At 55.6% G+C, this 18120-nt stretch carries 18 protein-coding genes; 15 read left to right on the forward strand and 3 right to left on the reverse strand.

Annotated elements, in window-relative coordinates; translation table 11 throughout:
* Positions 1-42: 42 nt before the first annotated feature.
* The gene (locus tag WBG83_RS15295) at positions 43-2433 is read left to right on the forward strand and encodes a helix-turn-helix domain-containing protein (RefSeq protein WP_336746026.1); all 2391 of its coding nucleotides are present in this window, start codon (positions 43-45) and stop codon (positions 2431-2433) included.
* Positions 2434-2875: 442 nt separating this feature from the next.
* Here the strand turns inward: WBG83_RS15295 and WBG83_RS15300 are convergent, their stop codons facing one another.
* Entirely contained in the window at positions 2876-3016 is a 141-nt protein-coding gene (locus WBG83_RS15300) for a hypothetical protein (protein ID WP_336746027.1), read from the reverse strand.
* Positions 3017-3170: 154 nt separating this feature from the next.
* On the opposite strand from WBG83_RS15300, the gene WBG83_RS15305 reads away from it, so the two are divergent.
* Positions 3171-3311: a hypothetical protein gene (locus WBG83_RS15305; protein ID WP_336746028.1), complete on the forward strand. Its 141-nt coding sequence runs from the start codon at positions 3171-3173 to the stop codon at positions 3309-3311.
* A complete protein-coding gene (locus WBG83_RS15310) occupies positions 3308-4297 on the forward strand; it encodes a hypothetical protein (RefSeq protein ID WP_336746029.1) in 990 nt (329 codons plus the stop codon). The genes WBG83_RS15305 and WBG83_RS15310 overlap by 4 nt, the downstream gene beginning before the upstream one ends.
* A 381-nt stretch (positions 4298-4678) precedes the next feature.
* On the opposite strand, the gene WBG83_RS15315 is transcribed toward WBG83_RS15310, so the two are convergent.
* Entirely contained in the window at positions 4679-5452 is a 774-nt protein-coding gene (locus WBG83_RS15315) for an alpha/beta hydrolase family protein (RefSeq protein WP_336746030.1), read from the reverse strand.
* A 433-nt stretch (positions 5453-5885) separates the two neighbouring features.
* Between WBG83_RS15315 and WBG83_RS15320 the strand changes: the two genes are divergently transcribed.
* The 7 genes from WBG83_RS15320 (at position 5886) to WBG83_RS15350 (ending at position 12967) form a co-directional block, all read left to right on the forward strand.
* Positions 5886-6743 carry an ABC transporter permease gene (locus tag WBG83_RS15320; protein WP_336746031.1) on the forward strand — a complete coding sequence of 286 codons (858 nt, stop codon included), beginning with the start codon at positions 5886-5888 and terminating at the stop codon, positions 6741-6743.
* Between the two features lie 13 nt (positions 6744-6756).
* Positions 6757-7605 carry an ABC transporter permease gene (locus WBG83_RS15325; protein ID WP_336746032.1) on the forward strand — a complete coding sequence of 283 codons (849 nt, stop codon included), beginning with the start codon at positions 6757-6759 and terminating at the stop codon, positions 7603-7605.
* Between the two features lie 108 nt (positions 7606-7713).
* Positions 7714-9318, forward strand: coding sequence for an FAD-binding protein (locus WBG83_RS15330; RefSeq protein WP_336746033.1), 1605 nt, complete (start codon positions 7714-7716; stop codon positions 9316-9318).
* Positions 9315-9647 carry a ferredoxin family protein gene (locus WBG83_RS15335; protein WP_336746034.1) on the forward strand — a complete coding sequence of 111 codons (333 nt, stop codon included), beginning with the start codon at positions 9315-9317 and terminating at the stop codon, positions 9645-9647. Before WBG83_RS15330 ends, WBG83_RS15335 begins: the two co-directional genes overlap by 4 nt.
* A 94-nt stretch (positions 9648-9741) precedes the next feature.
* Entirely contained in the window at positions 9742-10797 is a 1056-nt protein-coding gene (locus tag WBG83_RS15340; protein ID WP_336746035.1) for an ABC transporter substrate-binding protein, read from the forward strand.
* Positions 10798-10931: 134 nt separating this feature from the next.
* Entirely contained in the window at positions 10932-12629 is a 1698-nt protein-coding gene (locus tag WBG83_RS15345; protein ID WP_336746036.1) for an FAD-binding protein, read from the forward strand.
* A complete protein-coding gene (locus WBG83_RS15350) occupies positions 12626-12967 on the forward strand; it encodes a ferredoxin family protein (protein ID WP_336746037.1) in 342 nt (113 codons plus the stop codon). The genes WBG83_RS15345 and WBG83_RS15350 overlap by 4 nt, the downstream gene beginning before the upstream one ends.
* Positions 12968-13320: 353 nt before the next feature.
* Here WBG83_RS15350 and WBG83_RS15355 read toward each other — a convergent pair whose 3' ends face one another.
* On the reverse strand, positions 13321-13797 hold the full coding sequence (locus WBG83_RS15355) for a helix-turn-helix domain-containing protein (protein WP_336746038.1): 477 nt from the start codon (positions 13795-13797) through the stop codon (positions 13321-13323).
* Positions 13798-13859: 62 nt separating this feature from the next.
* Between WBG83_RS15355 and WBG83_RS15360 the strand changes: the two genes are divergently transcribed.
* The 5 genes from WBG83_RS15360 (at position 13860) to WBG83_RS15380 (ending at position 18090) form a co-directional block, all read left to right on the forward strand.
* A complete protein-coding gene (locus tag WBG83_RS15360) occupies positions 13860-14057 on the forward strand; it encodes a hypothetical protein (protein WP_336746040.1) in 198 nt (65 codons plus the stop codon).
* A gap of 405 nt (positions 14058-14462) precedes the next feature.
* Positions 14463-15050: a hypothetical protein gene (locus WBG83_RS15365; RefSeq protein WP_336746041.1), complete on the forward strand. Its 588-nt coding sequence runs from the start codon at positions 14463-14465 to the stop codon at positions 15048-15050.
* Positions 15047-15217, forward strand: coding sequence for a hypothetical protein (locus WBG83_RS15370; RefSeq protein WP_336746042.1), 171 nt, complete (start codon positions 15047-15049; stop codon positions 15215-15217). Before WBG83_RS15365 ends, WBG83_RS15370 begins: the two co-directional genes overlap by 4 nt.
* Positions 15218-15219: 2 nt before the next feature.
* On the forward strand, positions 15220-16326 hold the full coding sequence (locus tag WBG83_RS15375; RefSeq protein ID WP_336746043.1) for a glycoside hydrolase family 88/105 protein: 1107 nt from the start codon (positions 15220-15222) through the stop codon (positions 16324-16326).
* A 315-nt stretch (positions 16327-16641) separates the two neighbouring features.
* Positions 16642-18090 carry a spore germination protein gene (locus tag WBG83_RS15380; RefSeq protein ID WP_336746044.1) on the forward strand — a complete coding sequence of 483 codons (1449 nt, stop codon included), beginning with the start codon at positions 16642-16644 and terminating at the stop codon, positions 18088-18090.
* Positions 18091-18120: the final 30 nt, after the last annotated feature.

The raw sequence follows: 18120 nt of genomic DNA on the forward strand, positions 1-18120 counted from the left end.
TAGTACAAGAGCAACGAATTCAAGGAGGAAAGGACAGGACGTATGATAAAACAAGGGATCGCACTAGTACGCAGTCTGGGCGGCAAGGAGAACCGGCTGTTTCTCAAAATATTATCATACTTCCTGTCCCTCCTGATTCCGATTGTAATTATCGGGGTTGGCACTTATTTGTACTCCGTGCAAATGATGAAGCATGAATTTACCGAGCGGATTGCCGCGAATCTGGCCTCGGCGGCGGCTACGATCGATTTGTATCTGGAAACCGCACAGGAGACCAGTGTGGATTTCTTTTACGACGATATGGTACAGCAGCTGCTTGTCCCTCGAACCGAGCATACGCTGGAGATGAAAACCCAGCTCTCCCGGCTGCCTAAGATTATCCAGCGAAGCGAAAATATTGTAAGCGATTTCACGGACCGGATGTTTGTGTATGTGGATGACCAGGATCTGTACGTTGGCGGCGGCGTGAATGAATTCGAGTCGTTCTTCGGCAGTATGTACCGTTATGAACACTATGACGCGGCGTTTTGGCGAAGCAAGCTGTCCTCCGACAAGCCGATTGAGCTGCTTCCGGTGACTTCGGTCCGCCAGCAGGAAACCCGGGTCACGAAGCAGGTCGTTCCGGTTGTCATGGTCAACCGTATTCAGCGCCATAATGCCATTGTGGTGCTGAACATTATGGTAGAGGCAATGGAGCGGACCCTGCGGGGGAACACGGTGTTCGACGCGACCGGCTTTGTGGTGACGGACGGCCAGGGACAGGTCATGTACGATCCGGACGGCTTGATGGCAGCCTCCGGCCTATCGTCCGGCATGCTTCAGGATACGGAGGCACCCGGTGTGTCCCGGGAACTGAAGCTGGACGGACGGCGTTATGAAATTTCCCATGCCAAGTCCAATCTGTACGGCTGGGATTATTACTCGTTTACGCCTGCTTCGGAGTTTAACCGTCATACGTTCAGTATTCTGCAGATGACGCTGCTGCTGTCCCTGGTGCTTCTGCTGATGGGCATCCAGTTTGCTTTTATGTTCAGCTACCGGATCTATAGTCCTATTCGCAGCATCCGCAACATTTTGCTGGATAAAAGCGATTTGTGGGAAAACGGGCTTAACGGCCCGGCGGACAAAGCGGAAGGGGAATTCGAGCAAATCCGGCAGGGCATCCGCCGGTTGACCGACCATCATTTGCAGTATAAGGTGCGGTATGACCAGCATACCAGTGAATATGTGGAATCCTCGTTCCTGTTTTTGCTCAAGGGGCATACCATTAATCAGGAGCAGATTTTGCGGGAGACACTGGAGGCGGAATTCGGCTTTAACCGGGCCGGCTACTGCTGCTGCGCGGTTTATTTTGAGTTTAACGCAGCTTTCTACGAGCATGTGCAGGATACGGAACGGCTGTCGGTGATGAATGGGATTAAAAAGATTGTGTGGTCGCTTCTGAATGCCGAGGCGCCTGCATATGTGCTGGAATACCGGCAGCATATGTATGTGGGTATTGTGAACATGGCGCATGCCGGCGAGAAGCAGCGGCTGGCGCAGGTGTTTGAGCGCATGCTGCATATTTTCCGGCATGATCTGCAGCTGTACTATAACATGACCGTCGGACTCGGCCGTTATTGTGACGAAATTAATGACATCGGAACGTCCTGCAACGATGCGCTGACGGCACTGGATCAGCGTGATGCGGAAACCGGTTTTCAGATTGTGGATGCCGAGCAGCTGTCGATCGCAACCCGTTATGTGTACTCTTTTACAGATGAGCAGCGGATTTTGAATTATTTGAAGCTGGGCAACCGTAAGGGGCTGCAGGAGGTGGTCGGCGAGATTGTGCAGAGCAATGCCGGACGCGGGATTTCCTATGAGCACCTGCGCCGGCTGTTTCAGGAGATGTACCAGACGGGTCTGCGCTTCTTGGCTGACAAGGGGCTGGATGCAGCGGGGCTGGATTTGCGGCAGCCGCAGCGGCTGTTCATGGACACCGGCACGGACCGGCGGGAATCGTTTGCGGGCACGCCGCAGCTGCTGGCTGCATTGAACAGCTTTTATGCCGGGATGATGGATATGGCCGAGGCCCGACCCGGCAGCGCTCCGCGGTCGGACAATCTCGTCACCTTAATTGAAAAATACATTCAGGAGCATTACACCCAGGACCTTGGCCTGGAGCAAATCGCCGATGAAATGGGCGTTTCCGTCAAATATGTGTCCCGCGTCTTCAAGGATAAAACCGGCATCAATCTGACCGAATACATTCATCAGGTCCGTATGGACAAGGCCAAGGCGCTGCTCGTCGGCACCGATTTGCGTGTAAATGAGATTGCCGAGCAGCTCGGCATCCACAGCCGCACAACCTTCCTGCGCGTATTCAAAAAAACCGAAGGCATCTCTCCGAATGAGTACCGGCTGCTGCATCAGGCCAAGGGGGAGGGGTGAGGCTAGGCAAACTAACCGCCAGCGCAGCTGAGGCTTGCTACGCAGCACCAGCAATGTACCCTGACACCTGTTTTTTGCCCTGCGGCTGCTGCCATTTCATGCGCTATGACGGAGCAAAATGCACTGTACATTACAGCGATTGGCGCAGACTGTACGGCAATGGTTAGACCGCCGCATGCTGTTTATACAGCGCAGCTTCAGCTAAAATTCAAGCGGGCACCTTGAATGAACCAGAGACATCATCTGTTTGCCGGATGGTGTCTTTTTGTATGTGTGTGGGGACCAACCCGAAAAACCGCCATGCTCCGTGTTTTTTCTTTTTACAAATGTAGACAATCCTGTGAGAGGAGAACTATAATAGCCTTAATTTGAACGGGTTATTTTTCCATATTGGTGAATCTCTCGGTGGTTGCTCACAGGGAAAAGGGAAAGCGGCGGTCAGCTAATCCAGCCATTTGAATAGAAACCGGAATCCTGCTCCGATAATTCGGAACACAAAGGGGATAAACCCGAAAATAAATTCCATGGCATCCACAAAGGCTGTAAAATAACGCTTGAACTTCCTTCTTTTCGTTCCTGACATCAGCATCACCTCCGATCTGAAAACGTATACGCACAGACCGGTGCTTGGTTGCGGGAGGCGCTGGTTCTAAACATGACGAGTACATTATGGAAAATAGCTTTACATCAGTTTTCAAGTTTTTAAACGTAAACCGAAGCTGGAAGGAGAATAATGCATGAGCGAAGCTTGGGTCCATTCTGTGCATGGCGCGTATGGGACACCTCCAACCATGGAAAAAGCTGTAGAAGGCCTGAGACGAAAAGCATTCATCAGCTTTCATTTGAGTCGGACAAGCTCGGGCTGGATTGAGGCATGAGAAGCTGTGCTGGGGCTGTACTTTTATTGTTCATGCTTTGTTCTTGCACCACAGTCCGAATAACCGATGATCCCGCCTCCAAATTTTACGGTCAGTCTACCGATGGTTCGGGGCCGGTCTTCACTTCAGATTTGCCGACGCAGAAGGGATTGAAGCTTCCCGGACGTTCTTCCTACATAATGAAGGACCGTAGAGGGCAAATCTGGATTCCTCTGGAATATAAGAAGGATAGACGAGCTGCCGAGAACAAAGTGATCGTCATAAAGGATTTCCAATTTGTCAAAACGATAGACGATTTGCCGTCTTTTCCGATAAAGGTGATTGAAGGACATGATGTTCATGCGGTTTTGAGTGCAGAAGACGGTGTAACAGGAAAAGTTACTTTCATAAAAGAATCGGATTTTTCGGTTGCAAAAATCCTGGATATCGAGGGAGATATCCAGGATGCTGTTTTCGATGATACGTATTTATATGTGGTGAGTAACATAACGACAGACGGAAAAAATAGTAACCTTTATCGAATCCAACTGGACGATTTTTCAAGCGAGAAGACGATCGTAGAAAGTGGGCGGATTTATTCTATAGAGGCTCACCTAAACGAGCTGTATTTAGGTGTGTATAGTGGACTTGAGGGTCAATCGCATCTGGCGATTTATGATAAGGATTTGGGGCTCATAGAACGCATTCCGTCGTCCCAATATCCCTTTGACATGGTGAGAAAGGATAATTTCCTTCTAATCCTTCATGTCGATTTGGCGAGCGTAGATAAAGAAGTTAAAAGCGTGCTAAGTCGAATGGATGTCAGAACAAGACAAATCGAAACCTTACAGCTTCCGCAGAACTTTTACCACTTATCACTTGTTGATGATAAAGCAGTGGTTACATCGTTAGCCAGTAAAACCTATGTAGAAGTAGATATTGATGCCTGGAGAGAAACGGTTATTGAAGGGGAAGTTTTTTTCAGATCAAACGTAGTAGGGAAGTAATGAAGGCTCGAATTACATTTTGCCGCTTCCAGTCCGTAAGGCTCGCGGGGCAGCGGTATTTCATGGCGGGGCTGACTATGACAGGGATTAAAGGCTAGGCGTGAGGATAACGAAATGCCAGGGAAGCCCGGGACGGTAATGTCTGCGGGCTTCCCTGGCGCATAGGGCAGCGGTAACTGTGAGAACGTCTCAACGGCTATAAAGCTTCAGCCGCCTCACGCCGGACGGCAACGGGGATTGGGCATCGCGCTTTAAATCAACCGGCCGCCGTCGTGCGGGCATTGCGGACTGGAAGCCGCACACGCTGCAAATTCGCACCGCGCACAGCTCCCAGCGCACGGTGCTTCGCCGCATGACGGCGGCCGGTTGAACCACAACATGCTAATGCCGCCGCGTCAAGAACGAATAAGTGACCTCCAGCGCTTCCTCCAAATGCGGGGTGCTCCGGTGAAACGGATGCTCCGCGCCAAAGGCATGGTCAGCGCCTTGAATGCTCACATAGTGATGGTGCGGAGCCTCTTGGCGCAGCCGGGCGTGGTTCTCCAGCAGCCGATCCGCATCCTCGCTTCCTTGGATAAGCAGTGCGGGTCTTGTCAAGGAAGCGAGCAGCCGGGAGGTATTGAAGCGTTCTTTATTTTTTTCGATATCCTCGCGCAGCACCGGATGGCTGCTTGCAGGGGCCGGAGCCGGGCTAACGCCGCCATTCCAGGCGATAACCGCGCTTACCTCCGGATGCTCGGCGGCGAACACGATGCTGCTGCCGCCCGCCCGGCTGTGGCCGAGCAGGGTGATGCTGGCCGGGTCGCTCTGCTCGGCAAGCGGCAGGCTCCGGTCAAGCACCCGTTCCAGCACGGCCCCCAGGTCGGCAAGCTCTCTGGAGAAGGTGCTGGCCTGCTGCACGGCATATTCGTCGCCGCCGCTATTTTTGACCCCGATGCGGGAGAAATCGAACTGTACGGTGTAGAAGCCCCGCTCGGCAAGCCAGGAGGTCACATAAGGCCAGAAGCCCCAATCCTTGTGGCCCCGGAAGCCGTGAGCGGCGATCAGCACGGGCTTAACCGTTCCGTCATTGACGGCCTTCACTTCTCCATGGACAAAAAGACCTTGAACCAAATCAAGGTGAAACTCTTTTCTAACGACGAGCGTGCTGGCCATAACGAATCACTCCTTTAATCAGTGTAAGGAAGAGGGAAATGAAATGAGAAAAAGAAAAAACTTCTTCAATCGGTGTAATGGAAGAAGTTTCCGTTTGGACGGTCAACCCGGCTTAAAGCAGTGGATTTAATTCCGATAATAATGATATGAATAATATCAGTTTCGTCAGTTCGCTGTCAACGGGAAAATACAAAATAAATCCGATAAATCCTCGAAAATAAACGATTGACAGGGTGGAAGCCGCTCTGCTAAGATAAGTCTCAAATATTTAAAAACCAATTGGATTAGTCAGAATTAAACGATGCGAGCCTTTGTGAATCCGCTCCATTCTAGTGCTTGCCGACCGTATGAACGGAGGCATTCCTGCAGCGCCAGCGCCGGGAATGTCTCTTTTTTTATTCTTTCTAACTCCAGGGACAAGAGGTGACAATCGATGAGTAACCCGCAGATTATTTCAACAGGCGCAGAGCCGCTCGGCAGCGGCACCGGGGCATCCGGGGACAGATCCGGAGCGAGGACGGGCCATTCCAGGCTTCAAGCCTTTTGGCGCGGGGCGCTGCTGCCCGTATCCATTTTAGCCGTATGGCAAATTTGCGGAGAACTGGGGCTTATCTCCCCGCTGCTGTTTCCCGCACCGCTTACGATTGGAGCCGCTTTTGTCAAGCTGGCAGCTTCGGGCGAGCTGCACAGCAACCTGCAAATCAGCATGCTTCGGGCGCTGGGGGGCTTTGTGCTCGGAGGGGGTCTTGGCCTCTTGTTCGGTCTGGCGGTCGGCTTGTTCCGTCACACGGAGAAGGCGCTTGATCCGTCCGTACAAATGCTGCGGATGATTCCGCATCTGGCTGTGGCTCCGCTGTTCGTGCTCTGGTTCGGCATCGGCGAGACGTCCAAGGTGCTGCTGATTGCCAAAGGCGCATTTTTCCCGCTGTATATTAATACGTTCATCGGCATTCGCAATGTGGATAACAAGCTGTTTGATGTGGCCCGTGTGCTGGGGTTCAGCCGGTTTAAGCAGCTGATTCGGCTCGTGCTGCCGGCGGCTCTGCCGAGCATTTTGCTTGGTGTGCGGCTGTCGCTTGGCGTAGCGTGGCTGGGGCTGGTCGTAGTCGAGATTATGGGGTCTACCTCGGGTATCGGCTATTTGATGTCGGATGCCAGACAATTTTCCAAAACGCCTGTCGTGTTTGTCGGCATTATTATTTTTGCGATTGTGGGCAAGCTGACGGATTCGCTGGTCCGCTGGCTGGAACGCCGTCTGCTGCAGTGGCGCGACAGCTATCAAGGCAAATGAAAGGAGAGCCATCATGAGCAATCAGGCAGAAATGCTGGTACAGCCAGTCAAAACAGCAGGGCGGGCCGGACCGTCCCGGAAATTCGGTTTCACATGGCGCGATAAGCTGAACGATTTCGTCATCGGAGCGATGTTACCGGTTGTTGTGCTTGCGCTTTGGCAGGCCGGGGCCGATTTCGGGCTCATCTCGGCGCAATTTCTCCCTTCGCCGCTTGTCATTGCGAAGGCGTTCGAGGAGCTGCTTCTCAGCGGGGAGCTGCTTGGGCATCTCGGCATCAGCCTCGGCCGGGCTGCGCTAGGCTTCGGCATCGGCGGCGGGCTCGGCTTGCTGTTCGGGGTACTGGTCGGCTTCTCCCGCAAAGCGGAGGATATGCTGGACCCGACCATGCAGATGCTGCGGATGATTCCCCATCTGGCAATTGCGCCGCTTATTATTTTGTGGTTCGGCTTCGGGGAATGGTCCAAGGTGCTCATTATTGCCAAAGGCGCGTTTTTCCCGCTTTATGTGAATACATTTATGGGCATCCGCAGCGTGGACAACAAGCTGTTCGACGTTGCCCGGGTGCTTGAATTCAGCAGAAGCAAGCAAATTCGGCAGCTTGTCGTTCCGGCGGCGCTGCCAAGTATACTCCTCGGGCTGCGGCTGTCCTTGGCCCTTTCCTGGGTCGGCCTGGTCGTTGCGGAGCTAATCGGCTCGCAGGCGGGTGTCGGATTTCTCATTAATTTCGCCAAGCAAACATCTGCGACTGAGGTTATTTTTGTCGGGGTCGTTATTTTCGCTATTGTCGGCAAGCTGGTCGATTCGCTCGTCCGCTGGCTGGAGCACCGACTGCTCAGGTGGCGGGACAGCTATGAAGGATAAGACGAATAACCGGAACAGACGCTGCAGCGGGAGCAAGCCCGTGGAGGCTTCTCCCGAAGGCGGCAAAGGCGGGAACGGTTTAAACATGACACGAGGAGGACGAGGAAGATGAGTGAAGCTTGGGAAGTCAGCGAGCTGCAGCTTACAGCAGACGTATTGATTATCGGCGGCGGGCCTGCGGGCACGTGGGCGGCGCTGACGGCGGCAGGGAAAGGGGCCAAGGTCGTTCTGGTGGACAAAGGCTACTGCGGTACAAGCGGGGCGACGGCCCCGTCGGGCACCGGTGTCTGGTACGTGCAGCCTGACGAAGCGCTGCGGGAGCAAGCCCGGCAGAGCCGGTTTGAGCTTGGCGGCCGGCTGGCCGAGACAGGCTGGATGAACCGGGTGCTGGACCAGACCTATGCGAATATGAACCGGCTGGCTGAATGGGGCTATCCGTTTCCGCTGGATGATGAGGGCAATGCGTACCGCCGGGGTCTGCAAGGGCCGGAATATATGAAGCTGATGCGCAGGCTCGTGCAGAAGGCCGGGGTCAAAATACTGGATCACAGTCCCGCCCTGGAGCTGCTTGCCGACGGGCATGGGGTCGGCGGGGCGAGCGGAATCCGCCTGCAGTCGGGAGAAGCCTGGACGGTCCGCGCCGGAGCGGTCGTCATTGCAACGGGCGGCTGCGCCTTTCTCAGCAAGGCGCTTGGCTGTAACGTACTGACGGGCGACGGCTATTTGCTGGCTGCCGAAGCGGGCGCAGGCCTGTCAGGCATGGAGTTCTCCAATGCTTATGCGATCGCGCCTACGTTCTCATCAGTGACCAAGACGGCCTATTACCGCTATGCGACATTTTATTATGAGGACGGTACGGTGGTGGAAGGCGCGGGTTCGACCCGGGGACGGTCCATCATCGCCCGGAATTTGCTGCAAAACCGGCAGGTGTACGCCCGTCTGGATCAGGCGCCGGAGGATCTGCGTCCGCTGCTGCGTGTAGGACAGACGAATTTCTTCCTGCCCTTTGACCGGGTCGGCATTGATCCGTTTACTCAGATGTTCCCGGTTACGCTGCGCCTGGAAGGCACGGTCCGGGGCACGGGCGGGATTCATATTACCGATGAGACGTGCGCGACGAAGGTGCCGGGCTTGTACGCAGCTGGAGACGCCGCCACGCGGGAGCTCATCTGCGGCGGCTTCACGGGCGGCGGCAGCCATAATGCGGCCTGGGCGATGTCGTCCGGCACATTCGCCGGGGGCGGGGCCGCAGATCATGCGCTGCGCCTGGGGCATCATGCCGGGAAGCGCAGCTTGAAGAGCGTGTCGACGACGGCTTGGACCGGGCAGTCGCCGCAAGGGGCGGTTAGCCGGACGGAGGAGCATATCCGCGTCGTACGGGAGGAGGTCGCTCCTTATGACCGCAACCTGTTCCGTACCGAGAAGCAGCTGGACCGCTCGCTTGGAAATTTGGATGCGCTGTGGCGCGATCTTCGTGAGCGTCCGGTCACACGGGATAAGGAGGCGTCCAGGGCGCGGGAAGCCGCAGCCATGACGGCCACGGCGCGCTGGATGTACCGCTCGGCGAAGGCGCGCACCGAAACGCGCGGCATGCATAAGCGGGAGGACTTCCCGCAGCAGGATGCGGCCCAGCAGTATCGTCTTCTGAGCGGGGGACTGGATCAGGTGTGGGTACAGCCTGCGCCGGTAGAGAAGGAGGCTGTTGCTCCATGATTGAAATCGTCAGTGAGACGCGCTGCGTCTCGTGCAACCTGTGTGTTTCCGTCTGCCCCACGAACGTATTCGACCGGGGGGAAGACGGCATCCCGGTCATTGCCCGGCAGTCCGATTGCCAAACCTGCTTTATGTGCGAGCTGTACTGCCCGGCGGATGCGCTTTATGTTGCGCCGGACCCCGACGAGAACGTCACTGTCACGGAAGAGGCGCTGACCGAACGGGGACTGCTCGGCGGCTACCGGGAAAAGATCGGCTGGGGGCCGGGCCGCAAGCCGATATCGGCGCATGAATACATGTATAAGCTGGCTCAGAGAGCGATTCCTTGAGTACACGTGCATCCGGGTACCGGTCCGTTTGTAAGGATGGAGACGCCATTATTCAATGGCCTGCGTTTGAACTACAGAGGGGAGAAGAAGAGAGATGACGAAGCTTACGTTTAAAAGAGAGGGCCGCCGTGCGCGGCAAGCATGGATGATTACGGGGCTGCTGCTGGCTGCGATGCTGCTGCAGGCTTGCGCTGGCGGCAACGGCCAGGCAACGGGTGCAGCGGCCGGTTCGGGCGGCGCCAGCCCGGCTGAAGGAGGGGCAGCCAAAAGCCAGGTGCCGGCGGTGCTCAACTACGGCTATATCGGCACCACCAAGCTGAATTTGCCGGGCGGCGCGGAAGGCTGGGGCTTCCACAAAGGCATTATCCAAGAAGAGCTGAAGAAGCACGGGATTACGGAGGTGAAGCTGACCAGCTTCCCGAACGGACCGGATCAGAGCGAATCGCTTATTAGCGGTCGGCTTGATGTCGGCAGCCTCGGGGATACGCCGGCCATACTGGCCCGGTCTACCGGGGCCAAGACGAGACTGATTACGCAGGGCTCGACAGACAGCATCGGCTATCTTGTTGCGAAGAAGAACGGCCCGGCGACCTTGGCGGACTTGAAGGGCAAGACCGTGGCTACGCAAAAGGGATCGTTCCATCACCGCTATTTGGCGGGCTTGCTGAAGGAGCAAAATATTACCGATGTCAAAATCGTGCACATGCTGCGGGTTGACGGCGAAGCTGCGCTGGCGCGCGGGGAAATCGACGCGATGACCACTACCGGCATCTATGCCTTGAAGCAAATCGATCAGGGCTACCTGCTGCTGGATGACGCGACCAAGCATCCGAACCTGCTGGGCACGAGCGCTACCGTTGTATCCGAGGAATATTTGAAGAAATTCCCGGACTTCCCGAAGGTATGGAATGAAGCCCGTCAAAAGGCGTTGAACGATTTGAAATCCAAGCCGGATGAATATTATGCATTCCTGGCTGAGCTGAACAATACGACCGTGGATCTCATTAAAAAAGTGAGCCCGATCAGCTCGATTAAAGAAGTGCCGTTTACCGATAGCGGCTTCAAGCTGCTGGAAGGCACGAAGAAGTTCCTGGTGGATGAGAAGCTGGCGGAGAAGGATTTTGATTTAAACCAATGGATTTTGAAATAGGCGCGCTGCTCAATGGAGCAGGAGAACGGGCACGCCGGGGGGCGTTTGCCTGTTCTCATTTTTATTATCAACACTTGAGCCAAGGACGTAGTCACAGTACAGGACGAAATACAAGCAGCGGAGGAGGCGGCGCAATGAGCAAGACGGACGGATGGTCATTGGAAGCGGACGTATTAGTGATCGGGGGCGGTCCTGCGGGAGCATGGGCGGCATGGAGCGCGGCCTCCCAAGGGGCCAAGGTAGTGCTGGCGGACAAGGGGTATCTCGGATCAAGCGGAGCGACGGCGCCGGGCGGCACGAATTTGCTTTATCTTCCCCCGGATCAGGAGCTGCGGGAGGCTGCCGTACAGCAGCGTTACCGGGAAAGCGGTTATTTGGCGGAGCCGGATTGGATTCACCGGGTGCTGGATCAGGTGTATTCGAGCCTGGAGCTGGTGGAAGCGTGGGGCTATCCGTTTGTACGGGATGAAGAGGGCACGCCGATGCGGGATCATCTGCAGGGCCCGGAATATATGAAGCTGATGCGGCGTGCCGTAGCCAAAGCGGGTGTCCGGATTCTGGATCAGTCTCCGGCATTGGAGCTGCTCGCCGATGAGCACGGGGTTGGCGGCGCAAGAGGGATTTCCCGGCTGGATGGCAGCAGCTGGGAAGTGAAAGCGAACAGTGTTGTTATGGCTACCGGAGGCTGCGCCTTCCTGAGCAAGGGCCTGGGCTGCAACGTATTGACCGGGGACGGCTTGCTGATGGCCTCTGAGCTCGGCGCGGATTTGTCGGGCATGGAGTTCAGCCGGCAGTATGCCCCGAGCGCAGCCTTCGGCACGGTTACCCGGGGGCGGCTGCTCGGGTGGGCGACGTATACCGCCGAGGACGGCACGGTGCTGTATTCCGGCGGTCCCCGCCCGCACGATTTCCTGCCGCGCATGCTGAGCCAAGGCCCGGTGTATGCGGTGCTGGACAAGGCGGATACACCGGAGAAGCAGGCCATTCTTCGTAGCTCGCATGCGATTTTTTTCCTGCCGTATGACCGGGCCGGAATCGATCCCTTCACACAGCGCTTCCCGCTTACGCTGCGGTTCGAAGGAACGGTACGCGGTACGGGCGGCCTGCGGCTAGTCGATGATGACTGCGCGACAACCGTCGCCGGTCTGTATGCGGCGGGAGATGCGGCTACCCGCGAACGAGTTACCGGGGCCAAATCCGGCGGCGGTGCATTTAATGCCTCCTGGGCCATCTGCTCCGGGACCTGGTCCGGCGGTGCGGCCGCCCGCTTTGCGCTTGCACAGGGAAGAAGCGCCTCGTCCCGCCATTTGCGTCCCGCCGGACGCTCCGGGCTGGAAGCCGGAGCGCAGCGGGCAGCGGAAATCGATAACCGCGCTGTCGTGGAGGCTGTTCAGCGCGAGGTATTTCCTTATGAAATTAACTATTTCCGCAGCGAGCCTGTGCTTCAGCAATCCCTGAAGCGGCTTCATGAGCTTTGGCCGGAGGTTCATGGCCGTGCCCCGGCTTCTGTACAAGGGAAGGTCCGCGCCCGGGAAGCCGCCGCGATGGTGGCGACCGCCCGCTGGATGTATACGGCGGCGCTGGCCCGGAAGGAGACGCGCGGAATGCATACCTTGGCGCAATATCCGGATCAGGACCCGGCCCAGCAGTACCGCCTGCTCGTATCCGGGCTGGATCGGATTGCCGTTCGCCCGGAATCCGCGTCTTCTGCGCCGCTTGCGGCGGCGCAGCGCCCGCAGACAGAGGCGGAGGCGCGCCCGGTCAAGACAGTCCCGCCGGACAGCTTCAGTGGCCGGGCTGCTGATCCGCTGAAGGAGGTGGCGAGACGATGATCGAAGTTGTCAGCCGTGACCGCTGCGTCGGGTGCAGCATGTGTGTCAGGGTGTGCCCGACGAATGTTTTTGACTCCGGTCCCGATAACATTCCCTTGATCGCCCGGCAGGAGGACTGCCAGACGTGCTTCATCTGCGAGGCGTACTGCCCGGTAGATGCATTGTACGTATCCCCTTATGCGGATACGGCGGAAGGAGTGCAGGAGGAGCAGCTGCTTGAAGCCGGGGCGCTTGGCAGCTGGCGGGAAACGATCGGCTGGGGCAAGGGGCGGACGAAGCTGGCCGCCCTGGACACAACGCCGTTTATTGACCGCATCCTGCCCGTCCGGAAGCAGTAGCTGCAACGCCAGCGGGCCCCTTTTATGAAGCTAGGCTTCCATTTCCGCTTCGGCGGTTTTGGGGGCTTTTTTACTGTGACTTGGTATTGATATTCGAGAGGCGGCTATACAAAACGGATACGGGCTTCAATGCTGTTAAGCCGGCTTCAACAGTCCGTCGTGGAATACGAGCCGCAGAGACTCGCCCGGAAATACCGAATGCTTGCTCACTTCTCACGGCGGCTTCCGGAGGTCTGCAGGCATTTCGGCTGTTGGGCAAACCGCCCGGCAAGCACAAAAAGACGCGTCAAGCCGGGAAGCTGGCTGACACGTCTTTTGATTGTTTGTTCGTAGCAGCGGGCAATCCGATCCGATTACGCCAGCGCTTTTTCGATCGTGCTGACCAAGGCGTCCGAATCGAGCTTGGAGCTGACCAGCTTGAGCTCCTGGAGTTTTTTGACAAAATCGGCATCGTCCTTGATCAGATCGGCCAGCGCGCTGAGCTTGCGGGAATGGCGGGAGAGCTTGCTGACAACCTCCTCCAAGGTCTGGATTTCCAGCGCGGACAGCTTGCGGCCGTCATAGTACGGCTCGGCCTGCAGCACATCCTTCAAATCCGGCGATGCGGCGCGGGCAGCCGGCTGCGGTTCTGCGGTGTTCCGCTGAAGCAGCGCATCAATAGAAGTCTGGTAATAATCGGCCGTGCGAACGAGAAGATCCAGTGTAAAATCGTTAATTTCCTCCTCAAGCGACCGGTATTTCACAATATTCAGCCCGAGTGCTTCGGCCGCTTGTATATCGGTTAATCCCTGCTTCTGGCGCAGCCTTGCGATGCTTTGTCCGATTCCCATCACGAATCGACCTCCCATGAGAAAATAAATCATAACCTTAGTTTAATGCGGGAGCCGGCCTAATGTCAATAAAACATATCGGAATAGTAAACAAAGGCGGCCCGGAACCGCGGCTTATGCTGCGTTCCAGCGTGGGCGGAGGGATGATGCGAAGCGGTCAGCCAGCGAGACCTGATCAGCGCGTGCTTGGCGTTTATGCCGATGGCGGGATGCTGGTATTGGGGCTCCTGCCATTAGACGGGCCAATACGCAGCTTTTGACGGAAAGCGCTTTCGATTTGCCTCGCATGGTGGTACATTAGCATATAGACCTTAGAAGTGCCGAGATTGCCTGAAACGATCCCGAATTCCACCAATGGGACTTGACGCTGATGGGGGGCCGTCATGCGGCACAGGAGGCTGCTGTTAGCGGAATAGAGGCTGTCGGGAGCTGCAAGGTGGACGGATCGGCTTATGTAATACACCGGGCACCCTTTGATCAGATGCTTCGGCCTTGAAGGCTGTCACTATCTTTTATATAGCTGCTTTGGCAACTTAGGCGTTCATTCATTCGTATCCTTTTCAGAAGGACTTATACAATGAAATGTAAGAAGGAAGTGAGTCGTTATTATCTGGTCCGCCCGTTATGTGTATATGCTCATTACAGTCATTATGGTTAGTATCGTTATGAACATGCTGGGTTTATCGATTGGAGCTGTCCTGATATCCAGTGCCTGTATTGCCGTTCTTTTTATCGGGTTGCCGGTATATCATGTTCTAGTCCGGGAGACGAATATAGAGCGTCTGGAGAAGTTTTTGCTTAGCCAGCGAAATAATCCTGCCCACCTTCTTTTTTATGCGATAGCAAACAGGCAGGATCAGGAGGTGGAGCGTCTGGTCGGCGAGCTGCTGATCAAGTACAAGCAGCGGCACAGACAGGCATTATACAGGACCCTTCATGGCTTATACCGAAAGGATGTGGCCGCAGTCAAGGATGAAATCAGCTCTATTCAGCCACCCGCCTTCCGGTACTACTATGAAGCCTATGTTCACCTGGAGGAGGGACAGCAGGAGCTGGCGCGGGCTAGTATCGCCCGTGTGTCCAAGCCATGGATGAAGAGCAGCCTGCTCGCCGAGCTGGAGCTGAAAGCCGGCAATCGCAAGGAAGCGGCTGCGCTGGCCCGTCAGGCCGTGCTGGCCTGTAAAGGAGTGCAAAGGTACGTTGTGTACAAACATTACGAGCGCGAGCTGCCGGAGGCGGTTGCCGGATTGTGATCCGGTCCTCCTGGCAGGCAGGAATCGTCCCCATAGGGGGATGGAATGAAGGCTTCATTCGCAAGTCCACGAACAGGCTGGACGCTGCCGGGGAGCGTAATGCGACCCGGGAGGATTTGGATAGCTTGATGAAGGCGGGGCTGTTTATTTATTCTGGAGGTGTATAGTCATGGCATATGCATTGGTGGACAAGCTCAAAGAACAGTACAAATCTGCGGAAGGCACCTGGTATTCGCTGCGGTGGCATTACATCGAGTGCTGCATTATGAAGTCCTATCTCGACAGCTACGAGCAAACCGGCAATGAGGAAGACTATTTGTTTGTCAAAAGCTTTATCGACCGTCTTTATAATGAAGACGGAATCATTCCCGAGATAAATCCGGACTATTACAGCATCGATCAGATCCGTATGGCCTCACTGCTGTTTGCCTTGTACAAAAAAGAGAACGACCCGAAATACAAGCGGGTGCTGGATCAAATTTACGGACAGCTGGACTCGTATCCAAGAACAAAATCCGGCTCGTTCTGGCATAAAGAGAATTATCCGTTCCAGGTTTGGCTTGACGGCTTATATATGGGCCAGCCGTTCTACGTCCAGTACATCAAGGAGTTTGTGGACAACAAGGACTATTCCGACACTTTGAACCAGTTCGAGAACGTGCGAAACGATATTTACCATGAGCAAAAGCGCCTGTACAGCCACGCCTATGATGAGAGCCGCGAGATGTTCTGGTGTGACAAAGAGACCGGCCAGTCGCCACAAGTGTGGGGCCGGGCTGTGGGCTGGTTCGTCATGGCGCTCGTCGATGTGCTGGAGCTGCTGGAGGGGGAAGAGACGGAGACGGAAACCTGCCAGCGGCTTCTGAAGGAAGCCATCGATGATATGCTGCCTCACCAGCACAGCAGCGGGATGTGGTATCAGGTGGTGGATTACCCGAACGGCCCGGACAACTATTTGGAATCCAGCGGCACGCTGATGCTGGCCTACGGGATTCTGAAGGGCGTTCGTTTGGGGTATTTGTCCGCTGACTATGCTGTGCACGGCAAGGCCGCCTTCGACGGCACGCTTCAACAGGTGTTGCGTGAAGAAAACGGTCAGGTACTGCTGGGCGGTATTTGCCGCAGCGCCGGGCTGGGCCGTAATCCGGACACGGGCATCGTCCGTGACGGCAGCTACGAGTATTATGTCAAAGGCGAGAAGGTCGTAGACAATAACGGGCACGGTGTTGCTCCGCTGTTGATGGCCTATAATGAGATCAAGCTGCTCCGGGTATAGGAAGGGTACAGGAAGGGCAATAGGAAGATAGGGGCTACGAGGCATTGCGCATGCATCCGCATAAACGGTATGAAGGGCAGCTCTGAAGTATTCACAAAAGACATGGCCGGAAGGTAAAAAATAATACGTATGGCGAGGAGTCTCCCTATCTGCTGGATTCAAGCGGAGGGGAGGCTTTTCTCGTTGGAGTGAAGCCCTTATTCGGGCATACGGCAGATGCAAGCCCGATGGAATAATAAATCCAGTTTCAACCATACTAAGAACAGACTGAATCAGGAATAACCATTCAAGTATGGCAAACAATGGGGCTAGCGCATGAAAGAAACTGACAAATCAAATTCAATCCGCCGCACCCTGCAGGCTGTGCTGGACGAGCTGGGACATACGTCCGATTTGTCATCTCGCGAATGCAGAATCGGGGCCGAGCAGATTCCGGTCCTAGTGCTGTGGATTGACGGGATGATTAACAACCAGGCCTTGAATGAAAATGTGATTACACCTTTAATCACCGGCTATCAGACACTGCCTGTCAGCGAGAGGGAGTTTGTTTCGATTCCGTTTTTATGCCGCTCGATTTTGACGGCTACAGAGGTGACCGTCATCGATAACCTGGATCAGGCGGTTCAACTGCTCGTATGCGGCTCGGCCATTGTGGTAGTGGAAGGATGCCCGGAGATGATAGCCGCCAATACGCAGGGCTACGAAATCAGGAGCATTGAAGAGCCGGCCTCCTCTACGGTGATTCGCGGTCCACGGGACGGATTTGTTGAATCGCTTGGTGTGAATATTTCGCTCATTCGCCGGCGGGTCAGAAGCAAGTGGGTCCGGGTCGAGATATTGACGGTAGGCAACATCTCTCAAACCAAAGTGGCGATGATCTTTATGCATGATCGTGCTGCGCCTCAGATTGTCAATGAGGTGCGCAGAAGGCTCCAGAGCATCGATATTGATGCGGTGCTGGAATCCGAATATATCGAAGAGATCATTAAGGACCATCCGGGTTCTTTTTTTCCAACGGTATACAGCACGGAGCGGCCGGACGATATTGCAGGGGTTATTTTGGAGGGGCGTGTTGCGCTGATTGTCGACGGGACGCCGTTCGCGCTTGTTTTGCCCTGCACGCTGTTCCACCTGCTCAAAACGACCGAGGACTTGTATTTGGCCTACCCGATTGCCACCTTCATCCGGTGGATTCGCTTTTTGGGCTTTTGGTTTACATTGCTTTTGCCTTCTGTATATGTGGGGGTGCTGACGTTCCACCCGGAAATGATACCTCCGCAGCTGCTGAGCAGTATATTATCGGCGCGGGACGGCGTTCCATTCCCGGTATTAATGGAAGCGCTCCTGATGGAGCTGACCTTTGAGGGGCTGCGGGAAGCAAGCATACGCATGCCCCGTTCCATCGGATCGGCAATCAGTATAGTCGGCGCTCTTGTTATCGGGGAATCGGCGGTGAAGGCGGGGCTGATTTCGTCGCCGGCGGTTATTGTAGTTGCGGGGACCGCCATCGCCTCCTTTACCATACCGTCGATTTCCTTGTCCGGCACGATCCGGATTTTACGCTTCGGCATGCTGATTTTTGCTTCGGTGCTGGGCTTGTATGGGATTATCATTGCGCTGTTTATGCTAGGCATACATTTGACATCGATGAAGTCGGTCGGTATGCCGTATATGGCCCCTTTTGCCCCGTACCGGAAACAAGAAGGGCTCAAAGCGATGCTTCGTATGCCATGGTGGATTTTGAGCCATCGCCGGAGGCGGTAACGAGTAATCCTTGTCAAAGGGAGGCGAGCT

The sequence above is a fragment of the Paenibacillus sp. y28 genome (genome assembly GCF_037137075.1).
Classification (GTDB): domain Bacteria; phylum Bacillota; class Bacilli; order Paenibacillales; family NBRC-103111; genus JBBBNV01.

Excerpts from the sequence above, each read along its gene's own strand:
- WBG83_RS15355 (WP_336746038.1), bottom strand. The coding sequence starts at position 13,797 with ATGGGAATCGGACAAAGCATCGCAAGGCTGCGCCAGAAGCAGGGATTA.
- WBG83_RS15300 (WP_336746027.1), bottom strand. The coding sequence starts at position 3,016 with ATGTCAGGAACGAAAAGAAGGAAGTTCAAGCGTTATTTTACAGCCTTT.
- WBG83_RS15295 (WP_336746026.1), top strand. The coding sequence starts at position 43 with ATGATAAAACAAGGGATCGCACTAGTACGCAGTCTGGGCGGCAAGGAG.
- WBG83_RS15345 (WP_336746036.1), top strand. The coding sequence starts at position 10,932 with ATGAGCAAGACGGACGGATGGTCATTGGAAGCGGACGTATTAGTGATC.
- WBG83_RS15365 (WP_336746041.1), top strand. The coding sequence starts at position 14,463 with ATGAACATGCTGGGTTTATCGATTGGAGCTGTCCTGATATCCAGTGCC.
- WBG83_RS15335 (WP_336746034.1), top strand. The coding sequence starts at position 9,315 with ATGATTGAAATCGTCAGTGAGACGCGCTGCGTCTCGTGCAACCTGTGT.
- WBG83_RS15360 (WP_336746040.1), top strand. The coding sequence starts at position 13,860 with ATGTCAATAAAACATATCGGAATAGTAAACAAAGGCGGCCCGGAACCG.
- WBG83_RS15315 (WP_336746030.1), bottom strand. The coding sequence starts at position 5,452 with ATGGCCAGCACGCTCGTCGTTAGAAAAGAGTTTCACCTTGATTTGGTT.
- WBG83_RS15310 (WP_336746029.1), top strand. The coding sequence starts at position 3,308 with ATGAGAAGCTGTGCTGGGGCTGTACTTTTATTGTTCATGCTTTGTTCT.
- WBG83_RS15380 (WP_336746044.1), top strand. The coding sequence starts at position 16,642 with ATGAAAGAAACTGACAAATCAAATTCAATCCGCCGCACCCTGCAGGCT.
- WBG83_RS15325 (WP_336746032.1), top strand. The coding sequence starts at position 6,757 with ATGAGCAATCAGGCAGAAATGCTGGTACAGCCAGTCAAAACAGCAGGG.
- WBG83_RS15375 (WP_336746043.1), top strand. The coding sequence starts at position 15,220 with ATGGCATATGCATTGGTGGACAAGCTCAAAGAACAGTACAAATCTGCG.
- WBG83_RS15350 (WP_336746037.1), top strand. The coding sequence starts at position 12,626 with ATGATCGAAGTTGTCAGCCGTGACCGCTGCGTCGGGTGCAGCATGTGT.
- WBG83_RS15320 (WP_336746031.1), top strand. The coding sequence starts at position 5,886 with ATGAGTAACCCGCAGATTATTTCAACAGGCGCAGAGCCGCTCGGCAGC.
- WBG83_RS15330 (WP_336746033.1), top strand. The coding sequence starts at position 7,714 with ATGAGTGAAGCTTGGGAAGTCAGCGAGCTGCAGCTTACAGCAGACGTA.
- WBG83_RS15305 (WP_336746028.1), top strand. The coding sequence starts at position 3,171 with ATGAGCGAAGCTTGGGTCCATTCTGTGCATGGCGCGTATGGGACACCT.
- WBG83_RS15340 (WP_336746035.1), top strand. The coding sequence starts at position 9,742 with ATGACGAAGCTTACGTTTAAAAGAGAGGGCCGCCGTGCGCGGCAAGCA.